At 70.3% G+C, this 26628-nt stretch carries 15 protein-coding genes; 3 read left to right on the top strand and 12 right to left on the bottom strand.

Annotated elements, in window-relative coordinates:
• The first annotated feature begins 269 nt into the window (after positions 1 to 269).
• Positions 270 to 1100, top strand: coding sequence for an IclR family transcriptional regulator domain-containing protein (locus tag AC2D9U_RS02795; RefSeq protein ID WP_484746268.1), 831 nt, complete (start codon positions 270 to 272; stop codon positions 1098 to 1100).
• Here AC2D9U_RS02795 and AC2D9U_RS02800 read toward each other — a convergent pair whose 3' ends face one another.
• The 11 genes from AC2D9U_RS02800 to phnD form a co-directional block, all read right to left on the bottom strand.
• Positions 1101 to 2237, bottom strand: coding sequence for an NAD(P)/FAD-dependent oxidoreductase (locus AC2D9U_RS02800; RefSeq protein ID WP_484746270.1), 1137 nt, complete (start codon positions 2235 to 2237; stop codon positions 1101 to 1103).
• Positions 2234 to 3922 (bottom strand): FAD-dependent oxidoreductase, encoded by a 1689-nt coding sequence (locus tag AC2D9U_RS02805; RefSeq protein ID WP_484746272.1) that lies wholly within the window; start codon positions 3920 to 3922, stop codon positions 2234 to 2236. The genes AC2D9U_RS02800 and AC2D9U_RS02805 overlap by 4 nt, the downstream gene beginning before the upstream one ends.
• Complete coding sequence (gcvPB, locus tag AC2D9U_RS02810) at positions 3919 to 5481, bottom strand: aminomethyl-transferring glycine dehydrogenase subunit GcvPB (RefSeq protein ID WP_484746274.1); 1563 nt, start codon at positions 5479 to 5481, stop codon at positions 3919 to 3921. Before gcvPB ends, AC2D9U_RS02805 begins: the two co-directional genes overlap by 4 nt.
• Positions 5478 to 6878: an aminomethyl-transferring glycine dehydrogenase subunit GcvPA gene (gene gcvPA, locus AC2D9U_RS02815; RefSeq protein ID WP_484746276.1), complete on the bottom strand. Its 1401-nt coding sequence runs from the start codon at positions 6876 to 6878 to the stop codon at positions 5478 to 5480. The genes gcvPB and gcvPA overlap by 4 nt, the downstream gene beginning before the upstream one ends.
• A 12-nt stretch (positions 6879 to 6890) precedes the next feature.
• On the bottom strand, positions 6891 to 8024 hold the full coding sequence (locus tag AC2D9U_RS02820) for an ATP-NAD kinase family protein (protein WP_484746277.1): 1134 nt from the start codon (positions 8022 to 8024) through the stop codon (positions 6891 to 6893).
• 49 nt (positions 8025 to 8073) lie between these two features.
• The gene (locus tag AC2D9U_RS02825) at positions 8074 to 8406 is read right to left on the bottom strand and encodes a hypothetical protein (RefSeq protein ID WP_484746279.1); all 333 of its coding nucleotides are present in this window, start codon (positions 8404 to 8406) and stop codon (positions 8074 to 8076) included.
• A gap of 64 nt (positions 8407 to 8470) precedes the next feature.
• Positions 8471 to 9949: a glycerol-3-phosphate dehydrogenase gene (glpD, locus tag AC2D9U_RS02830; RefSeq protein WP_484746281.1), complete on the bottom strand. Its 1479-nt coding sequence runs from the start codon at positions 9947 to 9949 to the stop codon at positions 8471 to 8473.
• Complete coding sequence (phnE, locus tag AC2D9U_RS02835; protein WP_484746283.1) at positions 9946 to 10746, bottom strand: phosphonate ABC transporter, permease protein PhnE; 801 nt, start codon at positions 10744 to 10746, stop codon at positions 9946 to 9948. The genes glpD and phnE (AC2D9U_RS02835) overlap by 4 nt, the downstream gene beginning before the upstream one ends.
• 8 nt (positions 10747 to 10754) lie before the next feature.
• Positions 10755 to 11543 carry a phosphonate ABC transporter, permease protein PhnE gene (gene phnE, locus AC2D9U_RS02840; protein WP_484746285.1) on the bottom strand — a complete coding sequence of 263 codons (789 nt, stop codon included), beginning with the start codon at positions 11541 to 11543 and terminating at the stop codon, positions 10755 to 10757.
• Between the two features lie 157 nt (positions 11544 to 11700).
• A complete protein-coding gene (gene phnC / locus AC2D9U_RS02845) occupies positions 11701 to 12459 on the bottom strand; it encodes a phosphonate ABC transporter ATP-binding protein (protein WP_484746286.1) in 759 nt (252 codons plus the stop codon).
• Between the two features lie 11 nt (positions 12460 to 12470).
• On the bottom strand, positions 12471 to 13559 hold the full coding sequence (gene phnD, locus AC2D9U_RS02850) for a phosphate/phosphite/phosphonate ABC transporter substrate-binding protein (RefSeq protein ID WP_484746288.1): 1089 nt from the start codon (positions 13557 to 13559) through the stop codon (positions 12471 to 12473).
• Positions 13560 to 13708: 149 nt separating this feature from the next.
• Here phnD and AC2D9U_RS02855 point away from each other — a divergent pair, with 149 nt between their 5' ends.
• Complete coding sequence (locus tag AC2D9U_RS02855; protein WP_484746290.1) at positions 13709 to 15343, top strand: gamma-glutamyltransferase family protein; 1635 nt, start codon at positions 13709 to 13711, stop codon at positions 15341 to 15343.
• Between the two features lie 51 nt (positions 15344 to 15394).
• A complete protein-coding gene (locus tag AC2D9U_RS02860) occupies positions 15395 to 15739 on the top strand; it encodes a hypothetical protein (protein ID WP_484746292.1) in 345 nt (114 codons plus the stop codon).
• Positions 15740 to 15805: 66 nt separating this feature from the next.
• Here AC2D9U_RS02860 and AC2D9U_RS02865 read toward each other — a convergent pair whose 3' ends face one another.
• Entirely contained in the window at positions 15806 to 26623 is a 10818-nt protein-coding gene (locus tag AC2D9U_RS02865; protein ID WP_484746294.1) for an SdrD B-like domain-containing protein, read from the bottom strand.
• Positions 26624 to 26628 lie beyond the last annotated feature (5 nt).

Raw genomic sequence — 26628 nt, forward strand, 5'->3', positions numbered from 1 at the left:
AGGGCGCATCTCGATGGCGGCCTGTCCCCTCCGCCGAATTGCTGCCTCGCGACAACAATGATGCCTGCTGGCCAAGGTGAATCGGTGCCGGGCGCACGCCCCTGACGGGCACCTGAGGCGATCGGATGCGGGTCGCAGCGCACCGCGACCTGAGCCACGCCCACCGCGCTTGATCGCTCCGGCGTCGAAGCTGTCGGCGTGGAGGGTCGGCATCTTGTTCGCTGGACGAACAAGCAGCAGGATAGTCCTGACACCAGGAACGCCCGAGCATGGACCACCCCCACCCCTCCAACGACGACGACCTTCCGAGCGACCAATTGCTTGAGGAGGAGAGTGGCCGCGGCGCCGATCGTGAGCTGGTGCAATCCGCGCTACGCCTGTTCGAGGTGCTGCGCGCCTTCAGCCGTGCCCGCCCGAGCATGACCCTGAGCGAAGTGGCCGAACAATCCGGCCTGACCCGCGCCAGCGCGCGGCGCTTCCTGCTCACGCTCGTCCATGCGGGCTATGCCGAGACGGATGGCAAGCGCTTCGCCCTGACAGCCAAGCTGCTCGAACTCGGCCAATCCGTACTGGCGGCCGCGAGCATCTGGGACGTGGCGCGCCCGATCCTGGCACAGGCGTCCGACAGGCTGGGCGAGAGCTGCTACGGCGCCGTGCTGGACGGGGCCGAGGTGCTCTATGTGCTGCACATCCCGTCGGCGCGGCATCTCGTGAATGTCGATCTGCGCGTGGGCAGCCGCACGCCGGCCTATTGCAGCTCGGTCGGGCGCGTGCTGCTCGCGGGCCTCACGCCCGAGGCCGTGGAGCGCGTGCTGGAAGAGATCAAGCCCGAGCCGCGTACGCCACGCACCATCACCGCCAAGTCGAAGCTGCGCGAGCAGGTGGACCAGGCGCGCCGCCAGGGCTGGGCCGTGGTGGATGAGGAGCTGGAACTCGGCCTGCGCAGCCTCTCCGTGCCGCTGCGCGGGCGCGATGGCGTGACGGTCGGCGCGATCAATGTCTGCGGCCCGACCAGCCGCGTGCCGATCGAGGATCTGCGCACGCGCTTCGTGGCCGAGATGCTCGATGCCGCCGCGCGGATCCAGGCTGCGCTCGACTGATCAGGCGAAACGCGCGGGCGTGAATCGCGCGATGTCGAAGCCCCCGTCGCGCCCGAGCAGCGCTGAGGCCGCCAGCCGGCCGACGAGCGGGCCGAGCGTGTAGCCGGCATCGCCCGGCACGGCGAAGAACAGGCCGCGCTGCTGCGGCGATTCGCCCAGGATGCACTGCCCATCGGCGGTCGTGTTCACGCCCGCCCAGCTGCGGATCAGCCGCAGACGCCCGACCTTCGGCACCAGATGCTGCGCAAGCCCCAGATTGCCGAAGAGGCTGCTCGCCTCGACCTCCGGATGGCCGTCGCCGGGCGCCAGTCGCGCGGGCCAGCCGCCGCCGATCACCACCTGGCCGGCGGCGAGCTGCTTCATCGTGATCATGCGCTCCGCATGCTGCACGAGATGCGTGACCAGCGGCGCCGTCGCCTCCGTCACGTTCATGTGCAGCGGCTCGGCCACAGTGGGCACGGTCAGGCCGAGCGGGGCGACCAGCGCGCCCGTCCCCGCCCCTGCCGCCACCACGACGCGCCCGGCGCGCCACGTCTCGCTTGCCGTCTCGACAAGCCATCCGCCCCCCTCGGGCGCGAGCCTCGTGACGCGCGTCTCGGGGCGATGCACCACGCCGGTGGCGATCATCGCGCGACGCACCGCCTGGTTGGCCAGCAGGGGGTTGAGCTTGCCTTCGTGCTCGCACAGTTCCGCACCGATCACGGCCGGGCCGAGATAGGGCGCGATGCGTTCCAGCTCGGCGCGGCGCAGCATGTGCACACGCAGGCCCAGCGCGGCCTCTCGCGCGCATTTCGCGCTCAGGAAGGCGAAGGCCGTCTCATCCTCCGCCACCATCAGCCCGCCGCTGGCGCGCAGCTCGAAATCCGCGCCGAGATCGGCCGCGAGTTCCGCCCAGAGCGCCGCGGCGGTGACATACATCGGCAGCGAGGCCTCGAGCCCCGGCACCTGCTCGGGGTACATACGGATGAAGCGAGACTGCATCTGCACATGCAGGCTGCCGGCATTCGCCGTGGTGCCACTGTGCCGGCCGTCATCGAGCACGACCACGCCCCGCCCCGCCCGGGCGAGGTCGAGGGCAGTGCACAGACCCACGATGCCGCCGCCGATGACGGCGACATCCACCTCCTGCCGCCTCATCGCTGCCCGAGCGCCACGATATCCGCGATCGCGATGGGCTTCACCGGTGCACGCGGCGCGAAGAGGGCACGGTCGTCGAGCGGGCGGCCCTGCGCCTCGGCCAGCCATTCGGCCAGTACGGGTGCGCAATAGCGGCCCTGGCAACGGCCCATGCCGCAGCGCGTGCGCCGCTTCACCTCGCCGATCGCGGGGTCGCCATCGGCCAGCACGGCGGCGATCTCGCCCTTCGTCACCTCCTCGCAGCGGCAGATCAGCGTCGCCTCATCCGCGAGCGAGAGACCGGGACGTTGGGCCGCGAAGAAGCGCCACAGCGCCGCCTGGAAGCGGCGATGCCGGAGGAGACGCGCGCGCGCCGCCGCTTCCTGCTGCGCCAGATCGGGCGGAATCGCCTTACCGAGGCGGCGTGCAGCGGCCAGCGCGGCGATCACGCCCTCTTCACGCGCGGCCGGCGCACCGCCGAGCCCGGCGCAATCGCCGATGGCGTAGACGCCCGCGAGCGTCGTCATCATGTCGGCGTCGCGGCGCATCACCAGATGCCCGCGCGCGGCATCGTGATCCGCCGCCGCGCCGAGCGCGCGCAGCACCTCATTCGCCGGCAGGAAGCCATAGCCCATCAGCACCGCATCGACGCCGAAAACCTGCTCGCCCCGCGCATCGCGCAGCGTGGCGCGCAGCCCCTCGCCTTCCTGCGCCACGCGCACAAGCTGCGCGCCGCGCCGCAAGGCGATGCCATGCCGGCGCAGCGCGGCGAGGTAGCCCAGGCCGCGCAACGCCAGCGCCGGATCGGCCGCCGCCATGCCGATGGAGGCGCCGAGGTCGCGCATCGGCGCGGCCTCCGCAACCGCAACGACCTTGCAGCCGGCCTCCGCCAGTTCGACGGCCACCTGCAGGTTGAGCGGGCCATTGCCCGCCACCAGCACGCGCTGGCCCGGTGTCGTGCGGTAGCTGCGCCAGAGCGTCTGCGCCGCACCCACCGTCATCACGCCCGGCAGCGTCCAGCCGGGCAAGGGCAGGCCACGCTCCTGCGCGCCGGTGGCGACGATCAACGCGCGCGGTGCGACCAACCTCGTGGTGTTGCCATCGAAGATCGCGAGGCTGTCGGGGGCGAAGGCGGCCCACAATTCCGCGCCGCGCAGCAGCCGCGCGCCGGAGGCCTCGGCCGTGGCGACCAGAGCGGCGCCCTCCTGCTGCTGCGCGTCCAGCGGCGCGGCGGCGAGGCCCGGCGCGGCCTGCTTGTAGTACTGCCCGCCCGCCGCGCTGCGCTCATCGATGAGCAGCACCTCGAGCCCCGCGCGGCGCGCGGTGATGGCGGCGGTGAGTCCCGCCGCGCCGCCGCCCAGGATCAGCAGATCCACCGCCTCGACCGAAGGCATGGTGGGCGCTTCACCGGGCGGAATCGCGGCCTCGCGCGGCAAGGCGGGCGCGCCGGGGAAGGCCTGCTGCGCGACCTCGAGGCCGGGCTTCGCCTTGGTCATGCAGGCGCGCTGGTTCGGCTCGCCCTCGACCACGACGAGGCAATCCTGGCAGACGCCCATGCCGCAGAAGACGCCGCGGCCGGGCCCCGCGCGCCGCGTCTCACGCAGCGTGCGGATGCCCGCCGCGGTGAGCGCGGCCGCGATGCTCTGGCCCTCGCGCAGCGGCACCTCCTGCGTGCCGGCCGCGCTGGTCCATCGGAAGCTGCTCACTCCGCCGCCTGGCGGGCGGCGTCGCCATGCTTGCGCTGGAAGGCGCGCCAGGTGGTGGCCCAGCGCGCGGGATCCTCGCAGCCCTCGGCCAGCACCTTGCCGATGGCGGCGTGGTGCGGCGCGTTCTTCACGATCTCCGGATCGCTGTAGGCTTCCTCGCAGACCTTGGCGACGACGGCGACCCAGGTGTCGATATCCTCCTTCGACCAGAGTTCACCGGCCTCGGGCGTGAAGGGCTCGGGCACCACCCAGGGCTCATGCGAGAGCCAGGGCGCGTCGATGCCGTAATCGGTCATGCGGTTGCCCAGTTCGACCACGCCGATGCCGGTGTCCTGCTTGAGCGGACCGACGCCATAGCGCGTCATCTCCATGCGCGGGCCCGCGACATCGGGGTTGGAGACGGCGACGCCGCGAATCGCGCTCAGCCCCTTCTGCATGTAGTTGTTGGCCAGCACCGAGAGGTCCGAGGCCTCATGGATGCCGGCCGCGCCCATGCCGCGCGCCCAGGCATAGGCGCGCATCACGATGTGCACATTGCCGAGGAACTCCCGCACCTTGCCCACGCTCTGCGCCGGCACGTCGAGCCCGAAGCTGCCATCCGCCTGCTTCGTGACCAGCGGCTTCGGCAGGAAGGGTTCGAGCTCGGCCGAGCAGCCATAGGCACCGACCGCCGGCCCGCCGCCGCCCTTCGGCCCGCCGAAGGTCTTGTGCAGCATGAACATGCAGGCATCGAAGCCGAGGTCGCGGGCGCGGATCTTGCCCATCACGCCGTTGAAATTGGCGTGGTCGTAGAAGGCGAGCGCGCCGGCCTCCTTCGTCAGGCGCACCCACTCCTTCATCTGCGGGTTGTAGATGCCCATGTCGTCGGGGTTGTTGATCATCAGCGCCGCGGTGCGCGGGCCGAGCGCGGCCTTCAGCGCCTCCAGGCTCGGATAACCGCCCTCCTCGAGCGGCAGGGTGATGACCTTGAAGCCCGCCGCGGCCGCCGTGGCAGGGTTGCAGGGATGCGCCTGGATGGAGGTCACGATCTCATCGCGCACGCCGAGTTCGCCGCGTGCCGCCAGCCAGCCGCGGGTGACGCAGACATGGGTATAGGCCGCATCCGCCCCGCCCGCCGCCTGGAAGGTGAAGCGATCCATGCCCGAGAGCGCGCGCAGGATCTGGTCGAAATTCCACAGGATCTCGAGCACGCCCTGCAACGTCGAGGGATCCTGAAGCGGATGCAGCGCGGCCATCTGCGGGCGCAGGCCGAGCGCTTCCGACATGCGCGGATTGTACTTCATGGTGCAGGTGCCAAACAGGCTGATGCCGACCATGCCGAGGATCTGCTGCGACAGGCGCAGATAGTGGCGCAGCGTGTCGTGCTCGGTCATCTCGGGCAACGCCGGCGCGCTGCGGCGGCGCATGCCGGCAGGCACCAGCGCGGCCGCATCGCCCACGGCCGCGACCTGCGGCTCGACTTCGGGGAAGAGGATGCCGCGGCGGCCCGGCGCGCCGAGCGCCATCACCACGGGTTCATGCCAGCTCGCCTGGCGATAGAGCTTGGGCGCGGGGCTCATGCCACGATCTCCGTCAGCGTGGTGGCGAGGCGCTGCACATCCTCGGCCGTATGGATCTCGGTGAAGGCGTAGAGGGCGCAGCCCGCGAAGCCGGGCATGTCGGACAGGTCGCGCCCGCCGAAGATGCCCCGCATCAGCAACGCCTTGTTGATGTCGGCGACGCTCTTCCCTGTCGCGGTGAAGTCGAAGACCACTTCCTTGAAGAGCCCCTGGGTGAAGCGCGGCCGCACGCCCTTCACGCCGCCGAGCAGCTTCGCCGCATGCGCCGTGCGCTGCAGGATGCGCTCCCCGATCTCGGCGAAGCCCTGCGGCCCCATCAGCGTCATGTAGGCGCTGGCGGCGATGGCGTTGAGGTAGACGGAATTGCCCGTCCAATCCTTGCCTTCCTCCCGCATGCCGTAGCTCGACTGGTGCGCGAGGCTGAGCGCGAAGCCCCACTCGCCCGCATTCACGGTGGGCGCGATGGAGATGTTCAGCGTCGGGTATTCGCGCGCATAGCGTTCCTCATCGCGCGAGGCGATGAAGCCGCCCGCGCCGCCGCCGCAGCTCATATGCACGCCCAGCGTCTGGATCGTGCCCACCACCATGTCCGCGCCGTAGTCGGCGGGCGGGGCGAGCACGCCGAGCGAGATCGGGTCCACGCCCACGATGCACTCCGCCCCCACTGCGCGCGCCAGCGCGGAGATCGCCGCCCCTTGCGTCTCGATCACGCCCAGGAAGCCGGGATTCTCGAAATAGACCGCGCTGGTCCGCTCGGAGATCTTGCTTTTCAGGTCGGCAAGATCGAGCAACCCGGTCGCCGCATCGAAGGCCACCGTCACCACCGCGATATGCCCGCCCGAGCCTTCGGGCTCGGCATATTGCCGCAGCACGTCGAGGCGTTCCGGATCCATGCTGGCGGGCACCAGCACCTCGCGCCGCCCGTTCATGCGCGCGGCCATGCGCACCGCGTAGCCGATGGCGCAGCCCCAGGAATAGACGGGCAGTCCCACGAACTCCATGCCGATCAGCTCGCCAAGCTGCGAGCAGAATTCGAACCAGGCCTGGTTGCGGCCATGGTCCGACATCGGCGTGCCCCAGACATTCGTCAGGAACTCGCTGCGCCCGGCGATCTCATCCACCACCGCCGGCACATGGTGCTGCCAGATGCCCGCGCCGAGGAAGGAGAGGTTGGTCTCGCAATCCGCGTTCTTCTTGAGCAGGCCGAGCATGTGTCGCTTCAGCGCGACCTCCGAGGTCAGCGCCGGCGGCAGGTCGAGCGTGCCGCGGAAGCGGTGATCCTCCGGGATCTGCGCGAAGAGGCTCTCGATGCTCGGCGCGCCGATCGCGCGCAGCATCGCGGCCTTCGCCTCGGGCGTTGAATTCGCCATCCATGGATGCGCGCTCTCGCCTGCCATCGGTCTTTCTCCCTATGCGATCTTCATCATCATCCGCTGGCCCGGCGCGGTGTGCACGCCGATATAGCCCGCGAGTTCACGGTCGAGCTCGGCATCGCCGGTATCGACATGCAGCACCGGCGGGTCGAGCGCGATGAGCTTCTGCGCGCCCGTCACCACCATGATGTTCGCCCGACCGACGCGGCGCAGCACCGCGGCGCTGATCTGCTGGTTGCCGCGACCGAACAGGAAGCCCTGCCCGCCCGTCGCGCTGACCACGATGGTGGCCTCGGCCCGGTCGAGCAGGTTGAGCAACTGGCTCTCGGTCGCATCGGCCGCGATCAGCCGCCCGCCGAGCACGACATCGACGCCGAGCAGCGTGCCCTCGATCCCCATGGCGCGCTTGAGGCGGCGCGTCGTGGTGCCGCAGCCGAAGATCAGCAGCCGGTCCGCCGGCCATTCGCGCGCGAGGCGCCGGGCGAGGGCCTCCAGCGCCTCCTCGTCGCCGGGCATGGCGGGGCCCTTGCGGCACTGCACGCCGCGGCGCGCGCGCGGCACCATCGCCGTGCCGAAGAGCCGCGCGGCCACACGGCCCTGGCGCAGCGCCTCCTCATCCAGGTCCATCACCTCGGCCTCGGTGAGGCCCGCCCCCGCGCGCAGGAATTGCGCGGCGACCTCGCCGGCCGTCTCCGGCGTGGTGGCGAAGACCGCGGAATGCATCTTCACCCCCGTCGGGATGCCCAGGATCGGCACGCGCGTGCCGAGCGTGGCGACCAGATCCCGCGCCGTGCCGTCGCCCCCGGCGAAGAGGATCAGTTCCACCCCCGCCGCCTGCATGCGCGCGGCCGCCTTGCGGGTCTCGACGGCGGAGGTCTCGGCCGGAGGCGTGCCGGGCAGGGTCTCGAAGGCGAGGCCGGCGCCGCGCAGGGCGGATTCGCCCATCGCCCCCGGCGCGGCCAGGATGGCGCCGGCATCACCCAGGCGTTGCAAGGCCCGGATGGCGCGGCCTTCCGCCAGGGGCTCGGCGCCCAGCGCCCGGGCGCGCGCGAGCGTGGCGGCGCCGTCGGTGCCCTTGAGCCCGACCCGCCCACCCATGCCCGCGATGGGGTTCACGATGACCCCGACCCGCCCCTGCACGCCATTCTCCCGTGTCCGCGATGCGAACATGATGTCGCCTCGCGCACAGTCTAGGGGCTAGATCGATGCGCGCAACCGGTCAGCTCACCGGGGGGCCGCAGCGCCGCCAGACGGGCTCGATGGTGCCGGCGCTGGCCTGGGCGCGCACCAGCGTGTCGCCCTGCAGGCGCAGGCTGACGCGCCCGCCCGCGCCGGGCTCGCCCGCCGGCGCGTCATAGGCGAAGCCGTGGCGGTCGTAGTCGCCGGTCAGGTTGCGTCCGCCGGGCGAGACCAGGCGCGGGCCCTGGATGGTCAGGCGCAGCCCGCCTTCGGTGCACCAATGCCCGTCGATCGCGTCGGCCCGCGCGGCGGAAGGTGCCAGCCAGGCCACCGACCCGACCAGCAATGCCGCTGCCAGAAAGCGTGTGCCCATCATCCACCCTTCCCCTCGATGCGGCGGGAAGGCTAACGCGCAGCGCGCGGGGAGCGCCAGTTTTTCACGCGCCCATCGCATCGGCCACCGCCGCCCGCTCGGCCATGCTCATGTGCAGGCCAAGCCGCGAGCGGCGCCAGAGGACATCCTCGGCCGTCTCGGCCCATTCCTCGCGCCGCAGCCAATCGATCTCGCGCGCCGTCAGCCCGGCGCCGAAATCGCGGCCGAGATCCGCGAGGCCCTGCGCATCGCCGAGCAACTCCGCCGTCTCGGCGCCATAGGCGCGCAGCAGGCGCGCGCGCAGGGAGGCGGGCAGCCACGGGTAGCGGGTGGCGAAGCCGGCCTCGACGGCGGCAAGGCTGCGGCCCGCGAATTCGCCGCCGGGGAGCGGCGGGCTGTCGGTCCAGCTTCGGCCCGCCCGGCCCAGCGCGGCGCCGAGCTTGCCCACCGCCTCCTCCGCCAGCTTGCGGTAGGTGGTGATCTTGCCGCCATAGACCGAGAGCACCGGCGCGGCCTCGGTATCGAGCTTCAGCACATAGTCGCGCGTGACCGCCGAGGGGTTGTCGGCGCCATCGTCATAGAGCGGGCGCACGCCGGAATAGGACCAGACGATGTCCGCGGGCGTGATCGGGGTGCGGAACTGCTTCGAGACGGCGTCGCACAGATAGGCGGCCTCCTCGGCCGTGCAGTGCGCGGTGCCGGCATCGCCCTCATGCGGCACGTCGGTGGTGCCGACCAGCGAGAAGCGGCCCTGATAGGGAATGACGAAGACCACGCGCCGGTCGTCATTCTGCAGGATATAGGCCTGCTCCCCGGCATAGAGCGCGGGCAGCACGATATGGCTGCCGCGGATCAGCCGCACACTGCCGGCGGGGCGCGCATGGGCGGCATCCTGCGCGCCGAGCACCCAGGGACCGGCGGCATTGGCCAGGGCGCGGGCGCGCAGCGTGCTCTCCTGGCCCTGCGCGTCGCGCAGCCGGCAGGTCCAGCCTTCCGCGTCGCGCTCGGCGCCGATGAAGGCGGTGCGGGTGCGGATGCTGGCGCCCCGCCGCAACGCATCCTTGGCGTTGAGCACCACGAGGCGCGAATCCTCGACCCAGCAATCGGAATAGGCGAAGCCGGCGGTAATGGCCGGGCTGAGCGGCGCACCATAGGCATGGCTGCGGAAATCGATGCCCTCCGCCCCCGGCAGGCTGACGCGGCGCGCGAGGTGGTCATAAAGGAACAGCCCGGCGCGGATCATCCAGCGCGGGCGCATCTCGGGCCGGTGCGGCAGCACGAAGCGCATCGGCCAGACGATGTGGGGCGCGATGCGCAGCATGACCTCGCGCTCGGCCAGCGCCTCCCGCACCAGGCGGAACTCATACTGCTCCAGGTAGCGCAGCCCGCCATGGATGAGCTTGGAGGAGTTGGAGGAGGTCGCGCCGGCCAGATCCCCGCGCTCGACCAGGCAGGTGGCGAGCCCCCTGCCCTGCGCGTCGCGGGCGATGCCCACGCCATTGATCCCGCCGCCGATGACGAGAAGGTCGTAATGGTCGGTCATATCAGCCGCGTGCGGATCCGCGTGACGACGATCTCGGCCACCACCACGACGGCAAGGATGGCGAGCAGCACGGTCGCCACCCGGTCCCATTGGAAGAAGTTGATCGCATCATCCAGCACCACGCCAATGCCCCCGGCGCCGACCAGCCCCAGCACCGCACTCTCCCGCACATTGATGTCCCAGCGGAACAGCGCAATCCCCCAGAAGGCGGGCTGCACCTGCGGCCAGACCGCCTTGAGCATCTTCTGCGGCCAGGGGGCGCCGGCGGCGGTCAGCGCCTCGACCGGCCCGGCACTGGTCTCCTCCAGCGCCTCGGCCAGCAGCTTGCCGACGAAGCCGATGCTGCGGAAGGCGATGGCAAAGGTGCCCGCCGCGGGGCCGGGGCCGAAGATCGCCACGAACATCAGCGCCCAGACCAGCGAATTGACCGAGCGCGAGGCCACCAGCACAAGTTGCGCCGCCGCATTCACCGCGCGGTTGCGGCAGATGTTGCGCGCGGCGAGCAGCGCCACCGGCACCGCCAGCACCAGAGAGAGGATGGTGCCCAGCGTTGCGATGTGCAGCGTCTCGATCAGCGCTGCATGCACCGAAGGGTAGTAGTGGCCGGCATCGGGCGGCCACATGCGGATCAGCAGGTCCGCCATCTGCTCCGGCGCATCGGCCAGGAATTCGGGGATGATGTCGATGCTGCGCACGGCCCAGATCGTGGCCGCGACCACGGCGAGCCAGACCAGCCAGCGCCCGATCGCCTCGCCCGGCGTGTGGCGCTGCCATTCCCGTGCCAAGGCCGTGCTCATCGCCCCACTCATCGCAGAGCCGCCCGGATCCGGCCCGAGACCAGCTCCGCCACGAAGATCAGTGCGATGATGGTCAGCAGGATGGCGCAGACGAAATCATAGTCGAAGCGCTTGAAGGCGGCGAAGAGCGTGCCGCCGATGCCGCCCGCGCCCACGATGCCCACCAGCGTCGAATTCCGCAGGTTGGAATCGAGCTGGTAGAGCGAGAAACCCACGAAGCGCGAGGCCACCTGCGGCAGCACGCCATAGAGCAGCACCGCCCCCGGCCCCGCCCCCGTCGCGCGGATCGCCTCCACCTGCTTCATCGAGATCTCCTCGATGGCCTCGGCGAAGAGCTTCGCGACGAAGCCCATGGAGGCGATGGTCAACGCCGCCACCCCGGCCAGCGCGCCGAAGCCGATCGCCTTCACGAAGAGGATCGCGACGATCACGTAGTGCAGGCTGCGGCAGACCGCGATGAAGCCACGCACCGGCGCGCTGATGATCGCCGGCGCCAGGTTGCGCGCCGCGAGCAGGCCGAGCGGCAGGGAGAGCAGGATGCCGAGCACGGTGGACAGCACCGCGATCTGCAGGCTCTCGAGCATGCCTTCCAGCAGCAATTCCCAGCGCGTGAAGTTCGGCGGGAAGAGCCGCGCGATGAAGCGCGCCCCCTCCCCGATGCCGACCGAGAGCCGCGCCCAGCCGAGGTCGAGCTGCGCGGCCGCGTAGGCCGTGTAGAGGGCGACCGCCCCCAGCGCGGCGCGAGCCTGCCAGTTCGGCGCGAAGGCGCGGCGCGCGGCCTCCTGCGCCCCGCTCATGCCAAGGGTCACTTGCCGTGACCCTTTGGCATGTTGTCTTGGGCCTCAAACGCCGGCGCGCCATCCGGCGCTTGGCTTGCGCGCCACGGGGCGCGGCGGCCATTCGGCCGCTCGGCCAGCTTCGCTGGCCGCAGCCCCGTCAATCCGGGCTTCTGTCTCACAGCCAATCCTCCCCGCCATAGATCTGGCGCAGATGGTGCGGCTGCAGCGCCTCGGGCGGGCCGTCGAAGACCACCGAACCGCTCTCCATGCCGATGATGCGCGTGGCGAAGCGCTTCGCGAGCTCGACATTGTGGATGTTGACCACCACCGGCACGCCGGCCGCGCCGGTGAGGCGGGCGAGGAGTTCCATCACCTCCACCGCCGTCTTGGGGTCGAGCGAGCTGGTGGGCTCATCGGCCAGCAGCAGGGCGGGGCGCTGCATCAGCGCGCGCGCGATGCCCACGCGCTGGCGCTGCCCGCCGGAGAGGGCATCGGCGCGGCGCGTCGCATGGTCGGGCAGGCCGACCGCGTCGAGCAGTTCGAAGGCGCGGGCGATGTCCTCGGCCGGGTATTTCCGCAGCCAGGCGCGCCAGAGCGGCACATAGCCGAGCCGGCCGGAGAGCACGTTCTCCATCACGCTCAGCCGCTCGACCAGGTTGTATTCCTGGAAGACCATGCCGATGCGCCGGCGCGCGAGGCGCAGCGCCTGGCCGCGGATGCCGGTGAGGCGGTGGCCATCGAGCGTGATCTCGCCCTTCGTTGGCTCCACCAGGCGGTTGATGCAGCGGATCAGCGTGGATTTGCCGGTGCCGGAGGGGCCGATGACGGCCGTCATCCCCTCCGGCGCCAGGTCGAGGTCGATGCCGCGCAGCACGGGCTTGCCCGGCACGTATTCCTTGGTCAGGCCGCGGATCGAGAGGCCGCGGCCGTTCAACGCACCATCCCTCACTGCGTGCGCGGCGGCGTGGCCGGGGCCTGCTGCTGCTGCTGCTGCTGCTGCTGGCGCTGCTGGTTGCGGCGCTGCTCGGCCTCCAGCTCGCGGCGGCTCTCGGCGTCGAAGGCGGCGCGGTTGTAGGGCGCGTTCACGGCATCGGCCACGGCACGCACCGGCGCCCAATCCTGCGCGTAGGTCGCGGGCCAGAAGCGGTCATTGCCGCCCAGGTCGCGGCGCATCGCCTCGGGGAAGCGGAAATCGTAGAAGCACTGGCGGATGCGCTGGGCGAGTTCGGGGCGCAGATCATGCGCGAGCGCGAAGCTCGAGGTCGGGAAGGGATCCGACTGCCAGATGACGCGGAAATTCTCCCGCCGCACCTGGCCGCGCGCGATCATGCGGTTGAACACGTCCGAGGCCACGGGCGCGGCGTCGTAGTCGCCGGAATTCACGCCCATCACGCTGCGGTCATGCCCGCCGGAATAGACCACGCGGTAATCGGTATCCGGCGTCAGCCCCTGGCCGGGGAAGAAGGCGCGCGGGGCCAGGTTGCCCGAGTTCGAGGTGGCGGAGGTATGCGCCACGCGCTTGCCCTTCAGGTCGGCCAGCGTCTGGAAGGGGCTGTCGGCGCGCACGATGGTGACCACGCGATAGCTCTCATAGGCCTCGGGCCCGCCCTTCACGGCGAAGGGCACCGCGCCGGCGAGATTGACCGCGAAGGCGGTGGGGCCGGTGGAGAAGCCGCCGATATGCAGCCGGCCCGAGCGCATCGCCTCGACCTGCGCGGCATTCGAGGTCACCTGGAAATACACCACGCGCTTGCCGGTGCATTGCGTCAGATGGTCCAGCAGCGGGCGGAACTGCGTGGCGTAGAGGGCGGGGTCCTCGACCGGCGTATACGCGAAGACGAGCGTCGAGGGGTCGCGCAGCCGCGCCGCATCGCGCGGCGCATCGGCCACCATGTCCCGATTCTCGTCGCAATAGCTGTCATCGAGCGAACCGCGGAAGCTGCAGGCAGCCTGCGCCTCGGCCTGCTGCGTCCAGGGCATGGCGGCCATCAGCGCGGCGGCGAAGCCGATCGCGGGCACCAGTTTACGCACCATGGCGATGTTCTCCCTCTCCGTTCTTGTGGCGGGCTGTGACGCCCCGCCATGAATCTGTCAAATCTGGCGCTTTCGGGCCGGCGCGTCCACCGCCCGGCTCGCCGGCTCGGGCGCGGCGGGTATAGCCTCGGGCCGAGGAGACCGCCGCCATGACACGCCCGCCCCGACGCCTGCCCAGCCCCCGCGCCATGATCGTCGCCCCCCAGCCGGAGGCCGCCGAGGCCGGCGGCGCGGTGCTGGCGGCCGGTGGCAGCGCGCTGGATGCGCTGCTCGCCTGCGCCCTCACGCAGGGGGTGGTGGACCCGCTGATGTGCGGCATCGGCGGGCTCGGCGTGCTGCAGCTGCACGACCCGCGCAGCGGCCAGACCACGGTGCTGGATGGCCTCTCCACCTGCCCCGCCGCCTGCACGCCCAGGATGTGGGAGGCCGCCTTCCAGCGCGAGGCCGCGGATGGCTACGGCTACATCCTCGCCAACCGGGCCAATGAGATCGGCCACAGCGCCGTGACCACGCCGGGCATCCTGCGGCTCTTCGCCACGGCCCATGCCCGCTGGGGGCGCCTGCCCTGGCAGAGCCTCTTCGCGCCCGCGATCGACTTCGCGGAGAGCGGCTGGATCATCCGCCCGCATGTCCACACCATGATGACGGCGAACGAAGCGGCCTATGGGCGCCTCGACTTCACGCAGAAGCTGGCCTTCACGGCGGAGGGTGCCGCGCTCTACCTCCGCCCCGACGGCACCCCCAGGCGCCCCGGCGAGGCGGTGCGCAACCCGGCCCTGGCGACGACGCTGCGCGACCTGGCACGGGATGGGGTGGAGAGCTTCTACACCGGCGCGCTGGCGGCGCGGATCGTGGCCGAGATGCAGGCGCAGGGCGGGCTGCTTTCGGCGGCGGACCTCGCCGGGTTCCGGGTGAGCGAAAGCGCGCCGCTGCTGATCCCCTATCGCGGCTACACCGTCTCGCTGCCCGCCCCGCCCTCGGGCGGCATCGTCATCGCGCAGATGCTGCGAATCCTGGCGCAGTTCGACCTGGTGGGCATGGGGCACAACAGCGCGGCCTATATCCGCACCCTCGCCGCCGCCATGCGGATCGCGCTGGCGGATCGCGAGGCGCATATCGGCGACCCCGCGCTGCAGCCGCCGCCGCTCGACTGGCTGCTGGGCGATGCCTATGTCGCCGAATGTGCGGCGCGCATCCGCGCCGGCACCGCGCTGCCCATGCCCGCCCTGACCGCGACGGCGAAGGACACCACCACCATCTCCTGCATCGACGCCGAGGGCATGGTGGCGAGCCTGACGCATACGCTGGGCGTGCCCTCGGGCGTGATCGTGCCCGGCACCGGCTTCATGCTGAACGGCGCGATGAACTGGTATGATCCGCGCCCGGGCCGGGCGGGCTCCATCGCGCCGGGTAAGAAGCGCTTCTCTTCCATGGCGCCGACCATCGTCTTCCAGGAAGGCAGGCCCGTGGCCACGCTCGGCGCGCCGGGCGGGGCGTGGATCGGCATCGCCCTGCTGCAGACGCTGGTGAACATGCTGGATTTCGGCATGGGGATGCAGGAAGCCGTGCAGGCGCCGCGCTTCGCGGCAACGGGGCCGGCCATCGACATCTCCAACCGCATCCCCCGCGCGGTGGAGCGGGAACTGGTCGCGCAGGGCGAGACGGTGCGCCGCGCCTTCCACTCCTACCCCTTCGCGGCCCCGCACGGCATTTCCGCCTGGGGGGGCGCGCTGGAAGGCGGCGCGGATCCACAGCGCGATGGCATGGCCGTGGGCATCACCTGAAGCGCGGCCCCCACCCCTCCCCGCGCGCGCGGCCCGTGCTACACCGCGCGCATGGAACTCACGAACGACCAGGTCCGCGCCGCGCGCGCCGCGGGCTGCACCTTCATCGCCGCCACCCCCGACCAGGTGGCCCGCCTGACCATGCAACGCCGGATCTTTCTCGTCGACGGCACGCCGCATCTGGTGCGTCGCCCCGGCGCGGGATTCTTCGAAACCTATGGCACGCTCGCGCCCCTGATCGCCGGCGCACCGCCACCGCCGCTGGAGACCCCGCAGGAAGCGGCCGAGGCCGATGCCAGCACGGCGCGGGAGATGGAAGCCGAGGGCAACGTGGTCCGTGGCGGCGGCGGCGCCAAGGTGGTGCGGCGCGGGAGGCCGCGGGTGACCCGCGTCTGATTGCTCAGCGCAGGCCACCCGCGGGATAGGACCGCCCACCGCCCCCGCGGCAGGCGGCCCTAGTCTTCAAAGAACGAAGTCGCCGGCCACGAGGCTGTGCAGCCCGACGAGGCGGATCACCGCCTCGGCCGCGCCGCCATTGCCCTGGTCGATCTCGATCATCGTATCGCCCGCGTTGTGCGTGGTGCGGATCGAGCCCTGCCCGCCCCCGGCGAAGGCTGCGCCGCCGACGAATAGGAAGGCCTGGTCACCGGCCAGGGCGAGGTTCGCATCGATCCCCGACAGGTCGATCCGGTCACCCTGCGCCCAGGCGAAATCGGCGATCGCATCCGGCGCGGCCACGGCGCTCTCGGACAGCGCGCCCCAGATGAAGCGATCCGCCCCCAGGCCACCGGTGAGCGAATCCTGGCCCGCGCCGCCAAGCAGCTGGTCGTCCCCCGCCCCGCCCAGGATCGTATCCGCGCCGGTGCCGCCGACGATGCGGTTCGCGGCGCCATCGCCGGTGAGGCGATCGTCGAAGTTCGAGCCCACAAGGTTCTCGACATCGATGATCACATCGCCGGCGGCGAAGGCGCCCGTAGCCGGCCCGCCCGCCAGGGAGACGACAACCGCGCCCGTGGCGTTGTTGTAGCTGACCGCGTCGATGCCCGCGCCGCCATCGAGCACATCCGCGCCCAGACCGCCGAAGAGCCAGTCATTGCCCGCATCGCCGCGGAGCGTGTCGGCGCCGGCATTGCCGACCAGCGTGTCGTTGCCCTGCATCCCCTCGATCAGGTCGTTGCCCGCACCGCCGACGAGGCTGTCCGCGCCGACACCGCCCATGATCGCGCCGCGCTCGGCGGGGATCTCGGGTGCGGCCAGCGTGCCGGGCACGAAGGTGATGCCCGGGAAGGGCCCCGCCAGGCTTGTCGCCGGATAGGGCTGGTTCAGCACGATGGCGCTGTTCACGCCCAGATAGAGCACCGTCTGGCCGTTCAGGGTCTCGAGCGCCGCGAAGCCGGCATGGCCGTAGATGGTCAGCGTGTCGCCGGTCAGCGGGTTGAAGTCCGGCAGCCAGTCCACGCCGTCGCCGCGCTGATAGATGAAGCGGTCGGCGTCGCCGTCACCGAACACGGTGTCGCCGAGCACGAGACCGCTGATCTCGCCGCCGAGCAGGCTGACACGGCCATTGTCGGTCCCGCCGCCGATGACGTCATTGCCCTCATGCCCGGACACCGTGTCGTTGCCCGACCCGCCGAAGACCGTGTCATTGCCCTGGTTGCCGACGACGATGTCGTCGCCCGCCCCGCCGAGCACCACATCGTCGCCGGCCTCGCCCTGCATGTTGTCGTTGCCGGCCCCGCCTTCGAGCCAGTCATTGTCGTTGCCGCCCTCGATCACGTCATCGCCGTCGCCGCCGAAGATGTGGTCGCGCCCGTCATTGCCATGCAGGTTGTCGTTGCCGCGGCCACCCTGGATCTTGTCGTTGCCGTCATGGCCGTTGATGGCGTCGTCGCCGTCATTGCCGATCAGGCAGTCATCGCCGCCAAGCCCGTGGATGTTGTCGTGGCCCGCCAGGCCATCGACATGGTCGCCTGCCGCGGTGCCGCTGTAGCCGTCATTGGCCGGGGTCAGCAGCGTCGTCGGCAGGTCGCAGGTGCCCACCACATCCGGCACGAAGCCGGCATCGACGGTACGCACATGCTGGCCTGCGCTGAGCGAGATCACGGTGGTCCGGCCACCCGCCGCCGCATCGCTGTCGGTCGCATCGGCGCCGATATTCGCGACGGTGGGCGTGTGACCGGCGGGCGTGACGAACTCCACCACATAGCCGGCCGGGCGAAGGTCGCCGAAGCTGTAGAAGCCCGAGGCATCGGTCGTGGTGGTTGCCACAACCGTGGTGCCCTCGCGGTTCAGCAGGCGCACCGTGGCGCCGGCGATGCCCGGCTCCTCCTCATCCTGCTGGCCATCGCGGTCCCGATCGGCCCAGACACGATCGCCGATCGAGGCGCCGATGATCAGGCCGGCATCGAGCGTGCTGTCGATCTGGCCCGAGGTCAGCGTGACCTGCGGGGTGCGGCCCGTGGTCATGTTGGCGTCGCTGTCGGCGGCATCATCGGTGCCGCGGTTGTGCTGGGTGAAGACCGTGCCAATCGGGGCGACGAACTGCACCGCATAGCTGCCCGGCAGCAGGTCGCGGAACATGTAGGCGCCGCCGAGATCGGTGACGGTCGTGGCGATCTCCTCGCCATCCGCATCCAGCAGACGCACCGTGACGCCGCGTGCGCCCGTCTCGGTCGAGTCCTGCACGCCGTCGCGATCCGTATCCAGCCAGACCCGATCGCCGATCTGCACACGCCGGAACAGGCCGGCGTCCAGATCCGTGCGCGCATCGCCCGAGAAGAGCATGGTCGGCGCGATCACGCCGGCGCTGTTCGCATCGCTGTCGCGCGCCTCATCCGCCGTGCGGTCGCGCTGGGACAATTCGAAGCCCGTGGGGCGCAGCACGCGCACCCCATAGGAGCCGGGTGCGAGATCGCCGAAGCCGTAGAGGCCGCTGGCATCGGTGGTGTCCGTCGCCAGCACCGTGACGCCATCGGCCGCCAGCAGCTGCACCGTGACATCGGCAAGGCCCGGCTCATCGCCATCCTGGATGCCATCGGCATCGAGGTCATGCCACACGCGGTCGCCCAGCGAGGCCGGCACATAGACGCCCGCATCCACGTCGCGCGTCGTCTCCGCCGGGAAGACCGAGACGAGCCCGGTGATGCCCGCGCTGCCGGTCGGATCGCTGTCGATGGTCTCATCGCCGGGGACGTTGGGCAGGGTCAGCTTCAGCCCCGGCGGGATCACGAACTCGACGCGGTAGTCGCCGGCGACGATGTCCTCGAACAGGTAGACGCCATCCGGACCGGTGCTGGCGGTCCGGCCGGTGAAGCTGCCATCGGCGTTGAGCAGGCGCACCTCGATGCCGGCGCGGGAGGCTTCGCCGGCCTCCTCGCGGCCATCGCCGTCGCGATCGACCCAGACGCGGCCGGTAAGGTCGCCGAGTTCGACGATCGCCGCATCCACCGTCTCATCCGTCTCGCCGGAGACGAGGGTGACGACACCTGTGCGGCCCTGCGCGTTCACGTCGCTGTCGGCGTCGTCCGCCGCCTGGTCCTGCTTGCCGAAGGCGCGGTTGGCGGGGGGAATGAACTCCACCCGATAGTCGCCAGGCGCGAGATTGCTGAAGCCGTAGAGACCGTTCGGCCCCGTCACGGTGGAAAGCCCCGTCGGCGTGCCATCCGCCCGCAGCAGGTTCACCGTGATGCCGGCAAGGCCCTCCTCGCCCGGATCCTGGAACCCGTCATTGTCGGCATCGAGCCAGACCCGGTTGCCCAGCGCGGCCGGACGATAAAGGCCCGCATCAACCGTGTTGTCGGTCTCGCCCGAGATGAGGTTCACCACATCGGTGCGACCATCCGTGCCGATGTCGCTGTCCACGCCATCGGCCGCCGCATCGCGCCGCGTCGGCGTGAAGCCGGGGCGCGTGACCTCCACCCGGTAGTCGCCGGGGGCGAGGCCGGTGAAGGCATAGGCGCCATCGGCACCCGTGACGACGGGACCAACACCCGAAACCGCCGTGCCATCGGCATTGAGCAGGCGGACCGTGGCGCCGGCAAGGTTGCCCTCGCCCTCATCCTGCCGGCCATTGCCGTTCACATCTTCCCAGACGCGATCGCCGATCGCGGCGGGGCGGTAGATGCCCGCATCCAGGCTGCGGTCATCGCCACCGCTCGTCAGCGTCACCTGCTCCGTGCGGCCGGTGCCGGGGTTGGCGTCGCTGTCCTGCTCGTTGCTCGGGCCGATATTCGCCTTGGTGAAGGGCGTGGCCGCATCGGGCACGAAGCGCACCGAATAGGTGCCCGGCGCGAGCGTATCGAACAGGTAGTTGCCCTCGGCGTCGGTGATGGCGGTGCGCCCGGTCGGGTTGCCCGCGCTGTCCAGCAACTCGACCAGCCGGCCGGAGACGCCGCCCTCGCCGGGGCCGCCCTGCAGCCCATCGCCATTCACATCCTCGAAGAGCGTGCCGCCCAGCCTGGCCCCGCGATAGAAGCCGGCATCCACCCGGCTCTCACTCTCGCCGCTCTCGAGGTTGAAGGTGTCGCTGCGGCCGTTCACATTGACGTCGCTGTCCGTCGCCTCATTGGCGTTCGCGCCGACATTGCGCTTCGTCGCGATGTAGCCGCCGGGCGGCACGCTGATGGAATAGTCGCCCGGCACCAGCCCGGTGAATTCGTAGAAGCCATCCGCCCCCGTGACCGTGCGCGTCACCTCATTGCCGAGAGCGTCGAGCAGGCGAACGGTGATGCCGGCGATCCCCGTGGCGCCGTCATTCTGCAGGCCGTCGCCGTTCATGTCCTCCCACACCCGGTCGCCCAGGCGCGCGAGCTGGTAGAAGCCGGCATCGACGTTGCGCACATTGTCGCCGCTGGCGAGCGTGTAGACGCCGGTGATGCCGCTGCCCTGGTCGGCGTCACTGTCGGTGGTGTCGAGGCCGACATTGGCGAGGGTGCGCTCATTGCCGCCGACCTCGTCGAAGCGGACGCGATAGCTGCCGGGGATGAGGTCGTCGAACAGGTAGCTGCCATCCGGGCCAGTGACCGCGGTGAAGCCCGTGGGCGTGCCATCGGCGTTGAGCAGCGTCACCGGGATGCCGGCGAGCACCGTGTCACCGGCCTCGCGCACGCCATCGCCATCAACGTCGCGGAAGGCGATGCCGCCGAGCGAGGCGCGCACCACCGTCACCGCCTCATTCTCGGTCACCGTCGTGGCGGAGGAGCCGGGTGTCACGCCGTAGACATTCACCGGCGCGGCCGAATCCACCGCGCCCACATTGGTCAGCACCTTGCCGGCCGTGTTGCCGGCGATGTCGGCCACCTTCGCGACCACGCGGAACACCACCTGGTCGGCGGCGTTGCTGATGTTGTCGAAGGGGTTGGTGATGTCGCCCAGATTGAAGGAGAGCGTGCGCGTGCCGGCGTCATAGACACCATCCGCGCCGATCGCGAGCGCCGAGCCGGTGATGCCGCCAAGCGAGACCAGTTCGCTGTCCACGAAGTCGAGACCCGTGGGCAGCACGTCGCGCAGCACGATGCGCTGCGCGCCTTCGCCCAGGGTCGCGGTGACCAGGAAGGTGACTTCCTCGCCAATGCCGACCGCGCTGCCGATGGTGCCGAGGAAGCTGGTGCCCTCCAGCGTCTTCACCACGCTGTTGACGATGTCGGTGGTGACCGTGGCGGGATCGCTCTCGGTCGTGGAAACACCCAGCACAGGGGCGGAGCTGTAGGTGACCTGCGCCGTGTTGGTGATGGACTGGCCATCGACGATGTTGCCCGCGAGGCGCGCCTGATAGGTGATCGTCACCGGCGGCGCGCCCAACAGGAACTGGTTCAGCGTGAAGCCGATGGTCCCGCCGCTCTCGGTGATCGTGCCGGCCGAGGCCTGGGCCGAGCCGGCCACCAGCGTCACGCCCGCGGGCAGGATGTCGGAGAGGTTCACCAGATAGGCGGGCGCGGTGCTGCCCGCCGCATGGCTGAGCGTGACGGTATAGGTCACGAGGTTGCCCGCATCCCCGGCCGCGCCCGGCGCCGCATCCTTCACGATGACGAGGTCGGGCCGCACCACATCGATCTTCGCGTCGTCGGTCACCGTGACCAGGCCCGGCTTGCCGCCGCCGGGGGCGAAGGTCTCGGCCTGCGCCGTGTTCGTCAGCGTCGTCCCCGCCGTCGCGGTGGTGGCGACGCGGCCGGTGACGAGGATGGTCACCGTATCCCCGGCGTCGCGGTCATTGTCGCCGGCATTCACGATGGTGCCGAAATCGAAGCTGTAGGCGCCGCCCGAAACCGAGGTCGCCGCCGCGCCGACCGCGAGCGAAGAACCGGTGATGGTGGCCCCGATGCTCTCGACAGTCGCGCTCTGGAGGATCAGGCCGCTCGGCAGGCTGTCGGAGACGATGAGGCGCTGCGTGCCCTCGCCCACCGTCACCGTCAGGCGATAGGTCACCGTCTCGCCGGGCGCCGCATCGGGATTTCCGGCATTGACGAAGCCGCTGGCCGTATTGCTGTCACCCGTCGCGATCACCGATTTGTCGATGGTCGGCGCCAGCGCGACCGTGCGCGTCTCGGTGTCCTGCGCGGCGTAGCTGCGGCTGGCGAGGTCCTCTTCCGCGGTGGGGTTGAGCGGATCCACCGGATCGGCCGGGTTGCTGTCATAGACCAGCCGCGCGGTGTTCGAGAGCAGCTGCGCCGGCGTCACGCTGTCGAGCAGGCGCGCCTGGTAGGTGATGGTCACCGCCGGCGCACCCAGCAGATACTGGTCCGCGCGCCAGGCGATGGCGTTGCCGATGTGGCTGATGGTGCCGGCACTCGCGAGCAGCGTGCCGGCGACCAGTTCCATCCCCGTGGGGATGAGATCGGTCAGCGCGAGGTCATAGGCCGGCGCGTCCGAATTGCCGCTGTGCTGGATCCTGATCGAGTAGTTCACCAGCGCACCGGCATCCAGCGCCGCACCGCCGACGATGCTCGAGGATTTGTCGATGGTCAGGTCGGGTTCCACCACATCCACGCGCACGGTGTTCGTGCCAGTGGTGGCGGGCGTGCCGGTGGTGCCGGTGTCGTAGCGGCCGGTATTGTCCAGCACGTCGGCGTCGTTGTTCTGCGCGAGGTCGTTCACCACCGCCTTCAGGCGGATGACGATGAACTCCTCGTTGTTCGCCGGATCATAGGCGATTTCGCTGTTGTTCGTGCTGTTGCGGACATCGCCGAAGTTCAGCACCACGCGGTCGTTGTTGGCGAGGCCGCCGGCATTGTCCACGACCGGCGTGGGCGTGGGCAGCGCGGCCCCGGTGAAGGTCTTCAGGTTGCTGCCGATCGAGACGATCTCGACCGAGCCCGGGATGAAGGTGAGCGAGCCATTGCCCGCCGAGTTCAGATCCTCGAGCAGGTCGGTGATACGCAGGTTCGGGCTGTCGCCCTCCGGCAGGCGGACGCGGATCTCGTAGGTGACTTCCTCGCCGATGCGCAGATCCACATTGCCGCCGTGGCGATTGGCGGGCCCCGTGCCTTCGCTGCTCGGCCCGCGGGTGTTGGGGTCGGAGGTTGCGACGATGACCTTGCTGACGCTGGGCGAGGCGATGGTCACGCGCTCATCATCGGCATCGCTCTTGACGCGATCCCACGGGTCGGTCGGCGTGGCGCCAGGGCCATCCAGCGTGCTGCCCTCGACCGTCGCCCGGTTGTCCAGCCGCTCACCCGCATCGGCGTCGGCGTCGATCACGACATCGAGGGTGATGGTGATCTTCTCGCCCGGATCGAGGTAGTCGATCAGGAAGTCGACATCCTTGAGGCTGCCCGGCGTCACGTCGGTGATGCGCCCGGCGCTGACGCCGCTGATCGTCACATTGCCGGTGACGGTCGCATCCAGCAGCACATCGGCCAGCAGGTCCTTGATGCTGACATCCCAGGCACGGGCGGAGAAGTTCGCATCCGCCCCGGCGCCGGGCACGCCCTTGTTCTCGACCGTGATGGTGTAGCGCACCGTATCGCCCGCATCGGCGCTCACCGGCGCGCTGCCGGCGGTGGGGGCGATGCGCGCGGCCGTCTTGATGATGTCGAGGTTGGGTTCCACCACCTCGATGTCCACGCTGGCGCGGCTCTCCACCCGCCCGCCCGGCGCATCGGGATCGGCGGCGCTGACGACCACGGTGTTGGTGAGCCTGTCACCCGCGACATTCGCCGCGTTGTTGTTGACCCGCGCATCGATCTCGAGCGTCACGGTCGCGGGCTGGGTGGCGGTGGTGTTGGCCGTGTTCAGCACCGTGCCGAAGTCGAAGCGGGCGCGGTCATTGCCGTTGAGCCCGTCGCTGTCGATCAGCGTGATCACCGGCGTCGTGTCGAAGACGCTGCCGCCGCCCAGGCCGGTCACGCCGACGAAGCGCGCCGCCAGCATGGTCATCACGCCACCACCGGCGGCGTTCGAGGTCGGCAGCCAGTCCTCCACGCGGAAGTCCGTCATCGCGCCTTCCGGCACGGTCACGGTGATGGTGTAGGTCACCGTCTCGCCGATGGTGAGGTCGGTCAGGCCGTCATTGCCCGCCAGCGTGCCGGTATGCGCCTCGCTCGTGGCGGTCACGACCTTGGCGGGCGTGGGCGCCTGGGTGCGGACGAAGGCGGTGTCGGAGAGATCGCCGGCCGGGGTGTAGGTGGTGCGGTCGATCCCGCCTTCCATCGCGGCGAAATGCTCGATGGTCGCCGTATTGACCAGATCGGCGCCGAAGGCGGCGACGGTGTCGATCAGCTCGAGGTCATAGGTGATGACGACGATGTTGTCGCCGCTGGTGGCGCTGTAGGCGCCGATGGCGCCGCTGTTGGTCGCATCGCCCAGCCGGATGCCGCCGGCCGGGTCGAAGATCGAGCTGCCCTCGATGGTGAAGGGCAGCGCATGGCCCGCACCATCGGTGACGCGCAGGTTGAGCCCGCCTGCCGGGATCTCGAAGCCGGGGGGCAGCGTGTCGCGGATCAGCACGTCGAAAGCGCCCCGCAGCGAGCTGCCCGTGTTCTCCACGACAATGGCGAAGGAGACGCGGTCCCCGGCATCGGCGCCGGTCAGGTCGGCATCGATCAGGCGGGTGTCGAGCGCGTTGGAGCTGATCGTGCCGGTGAAGCGGTTGCCCGCACTCCCCGGCGCCGTGAAGGTGATGCCGGCCGGGCCGACAGCCGTCGTCGGGTTCGCGTTCGGGTTGCTGTCGGCGATCACGCCCTTGGTGATGTTCAGCTCGGGCTCGCCGAGCACGAACTGCACGATGGCATTGTCCTCGGAGATGTCGCCGAAGCTGTTCGTTTCGGTGCTGGTGACCTGGTTGGTCAGCAGCAGGCCATCGCCGAATTCCTCATCCTGCACCACCACGGTGAAGAGCAGGTCGATGCGCGAGGAAGGGTTGCCCGGCGCCACCGCATCGCCGAAGTCGAATTTCAGGGCGTTGCTGACCGGATCGAAGGAGATCGCCGGCGTGGTTGTGGGGTCGCCCGAGCTGTCGAAGGTCGCCCCGGGGCCCCACTTCGCCTGGTTCGCGCCCGGCGCGGCGGCGCTCACCGTATCGGTGAAGCTCATGCCCGCGATGGCCTTGAGCACCGGCAGCGGCAGGAAGTCGCTGAGTGCCACGTCATGCGCGCCGGTCAGCGGCATGTCGAGGGTGAGGCGGAAGGTGATGGAATCCCCGGCCGCGACCTGCACCATGCCCGGCGGCAGCACGGTGCTGCCGTTGATCGCGTAGATGCTCTTGCCCACCGTGCTGACCGGCAGGGTCACGCCCGCGGCGCTGTCATCGGATTTCGCGTTGTCGTGCTCGTCCACCACACCGCCGAAGCCGACGTCGTTGACCAGCGGGTCGCCCTGGTCCACCAGCGGTTCGTTCGACGGCGCCGGATTGGTGGCGAGGTAGCGCTCCTCGATGGTGGACTGGAACCTCACCAGCACCGTCGCCTGGTTCTCCACCCCGCCGGGGCGGCCGTTCAGCACGTCATCGATGCCGCGGTCGCGCATCTCCTTCGAGATGTCGAAGCGGATGGTGGAGATGCCGGTCAGCGGATCGCGCGTGACGCTGATGTTGGCGGGGTCGATGGTGCCGCTGAACAGCGTGGCACCGCCCTCTCGCATCGTGATGGTGACAGGCACCGTGCTGTCGAAGACCTGCCCGTCGCCGAGCGTGTCGATCAGCTCCAGGTCGTCCATGTTGAAGTAGTTGGAGACCTGCCCGTCCAGCGTCCATTGCAGGTTCTCGCCGGCCTTCAGCGTCGTGACCGGCGAGACCGATTTCTGCACCGCGATGGATTTCGCGGTGATGATGTCCTCCGGCCCGGCGGGGTCGATGGCGAAGACCTCGACCGGGTCGCGCCCGTCCAGGGGGGTCCAGGTGGCGTCGAGGCGCGCTTCGTTCTCGAGCACGCGGAAGGCGCCGGTCACCGGGTCGAGCACCGGGGTCACGCCGTCGCGCAGGAATTCCGGGACATAGAACTCGATCTTGAGCGTCGGCGCGCCGCCCACCCCGCCCGTATAGCTGCCGGTGAAGTTCGCCTCGACCAGGCCGGTCGCGTTGTCGAAGCTGGTGGTACCGGTGCCGTTCACGATGGCGACGGATTTGATGAAGGTGCCGTCCGGCATCACGTCGGTCAGCTTGAGGCCCGTCACGGTCTGGCCATCGGCGATCAGCGCCTTGACCAGCCATTCGCGCGGATAGGAGGGGCCGGTCGCCGTCTCCTGCTCCGGGCCGACATAGACCTTGTCCAGTTCGATGACGGTGGGCGTGAGCGTCAGCGTGGTGGAAGGGCCGAAGACCGGGGCGTCGGCGACGGGGTTGAGCAGCGGGTCGCGCCCATAGGCGAAGCCGCCACTGGCCTGGAGCGTCAGCGGCGTGCCGAGATCGGCGAGGTCCGAGACCTCGAGCCGCACTTGCACATCCGCCGCCGTCTGGCCCTCGGTGAAGCTGCCGAAGGGCAGGCGCAGCACCACCAGCGTCTCGCCCGGCGTGCCGGTGACGACCACCGGATTGCCGAGGGCATCGGTGGTGAAGGGATGCGTCACCTGGCCCGAGGCCGGGAATTCCAGCACCCAGTGCTGCAGCGCCACGCCGAGATAGGTCGCACCCAGGAAGGCCACGCCATCATTCGGCACCGCATTGCCCGCGCCTGCGCCATCCGCGCCATTGGTCGGCAGGATCAGGTTCACATAGGGCGAATAGCCGACCGAGCCTCCAGGACCGGCATCGGGGATGTTGTCGAAGCGCAGGGTCAGGCTGCGTTCGCCGCCGATGGGGGCGCTCAGCGCGGCGCCGTCCAGGAAACTGACGATCGGTTGGGCAGACATTCTTG

It is taken from the genome of Roseomonas sp. TF40 (genome assembly GCF_057219975.1).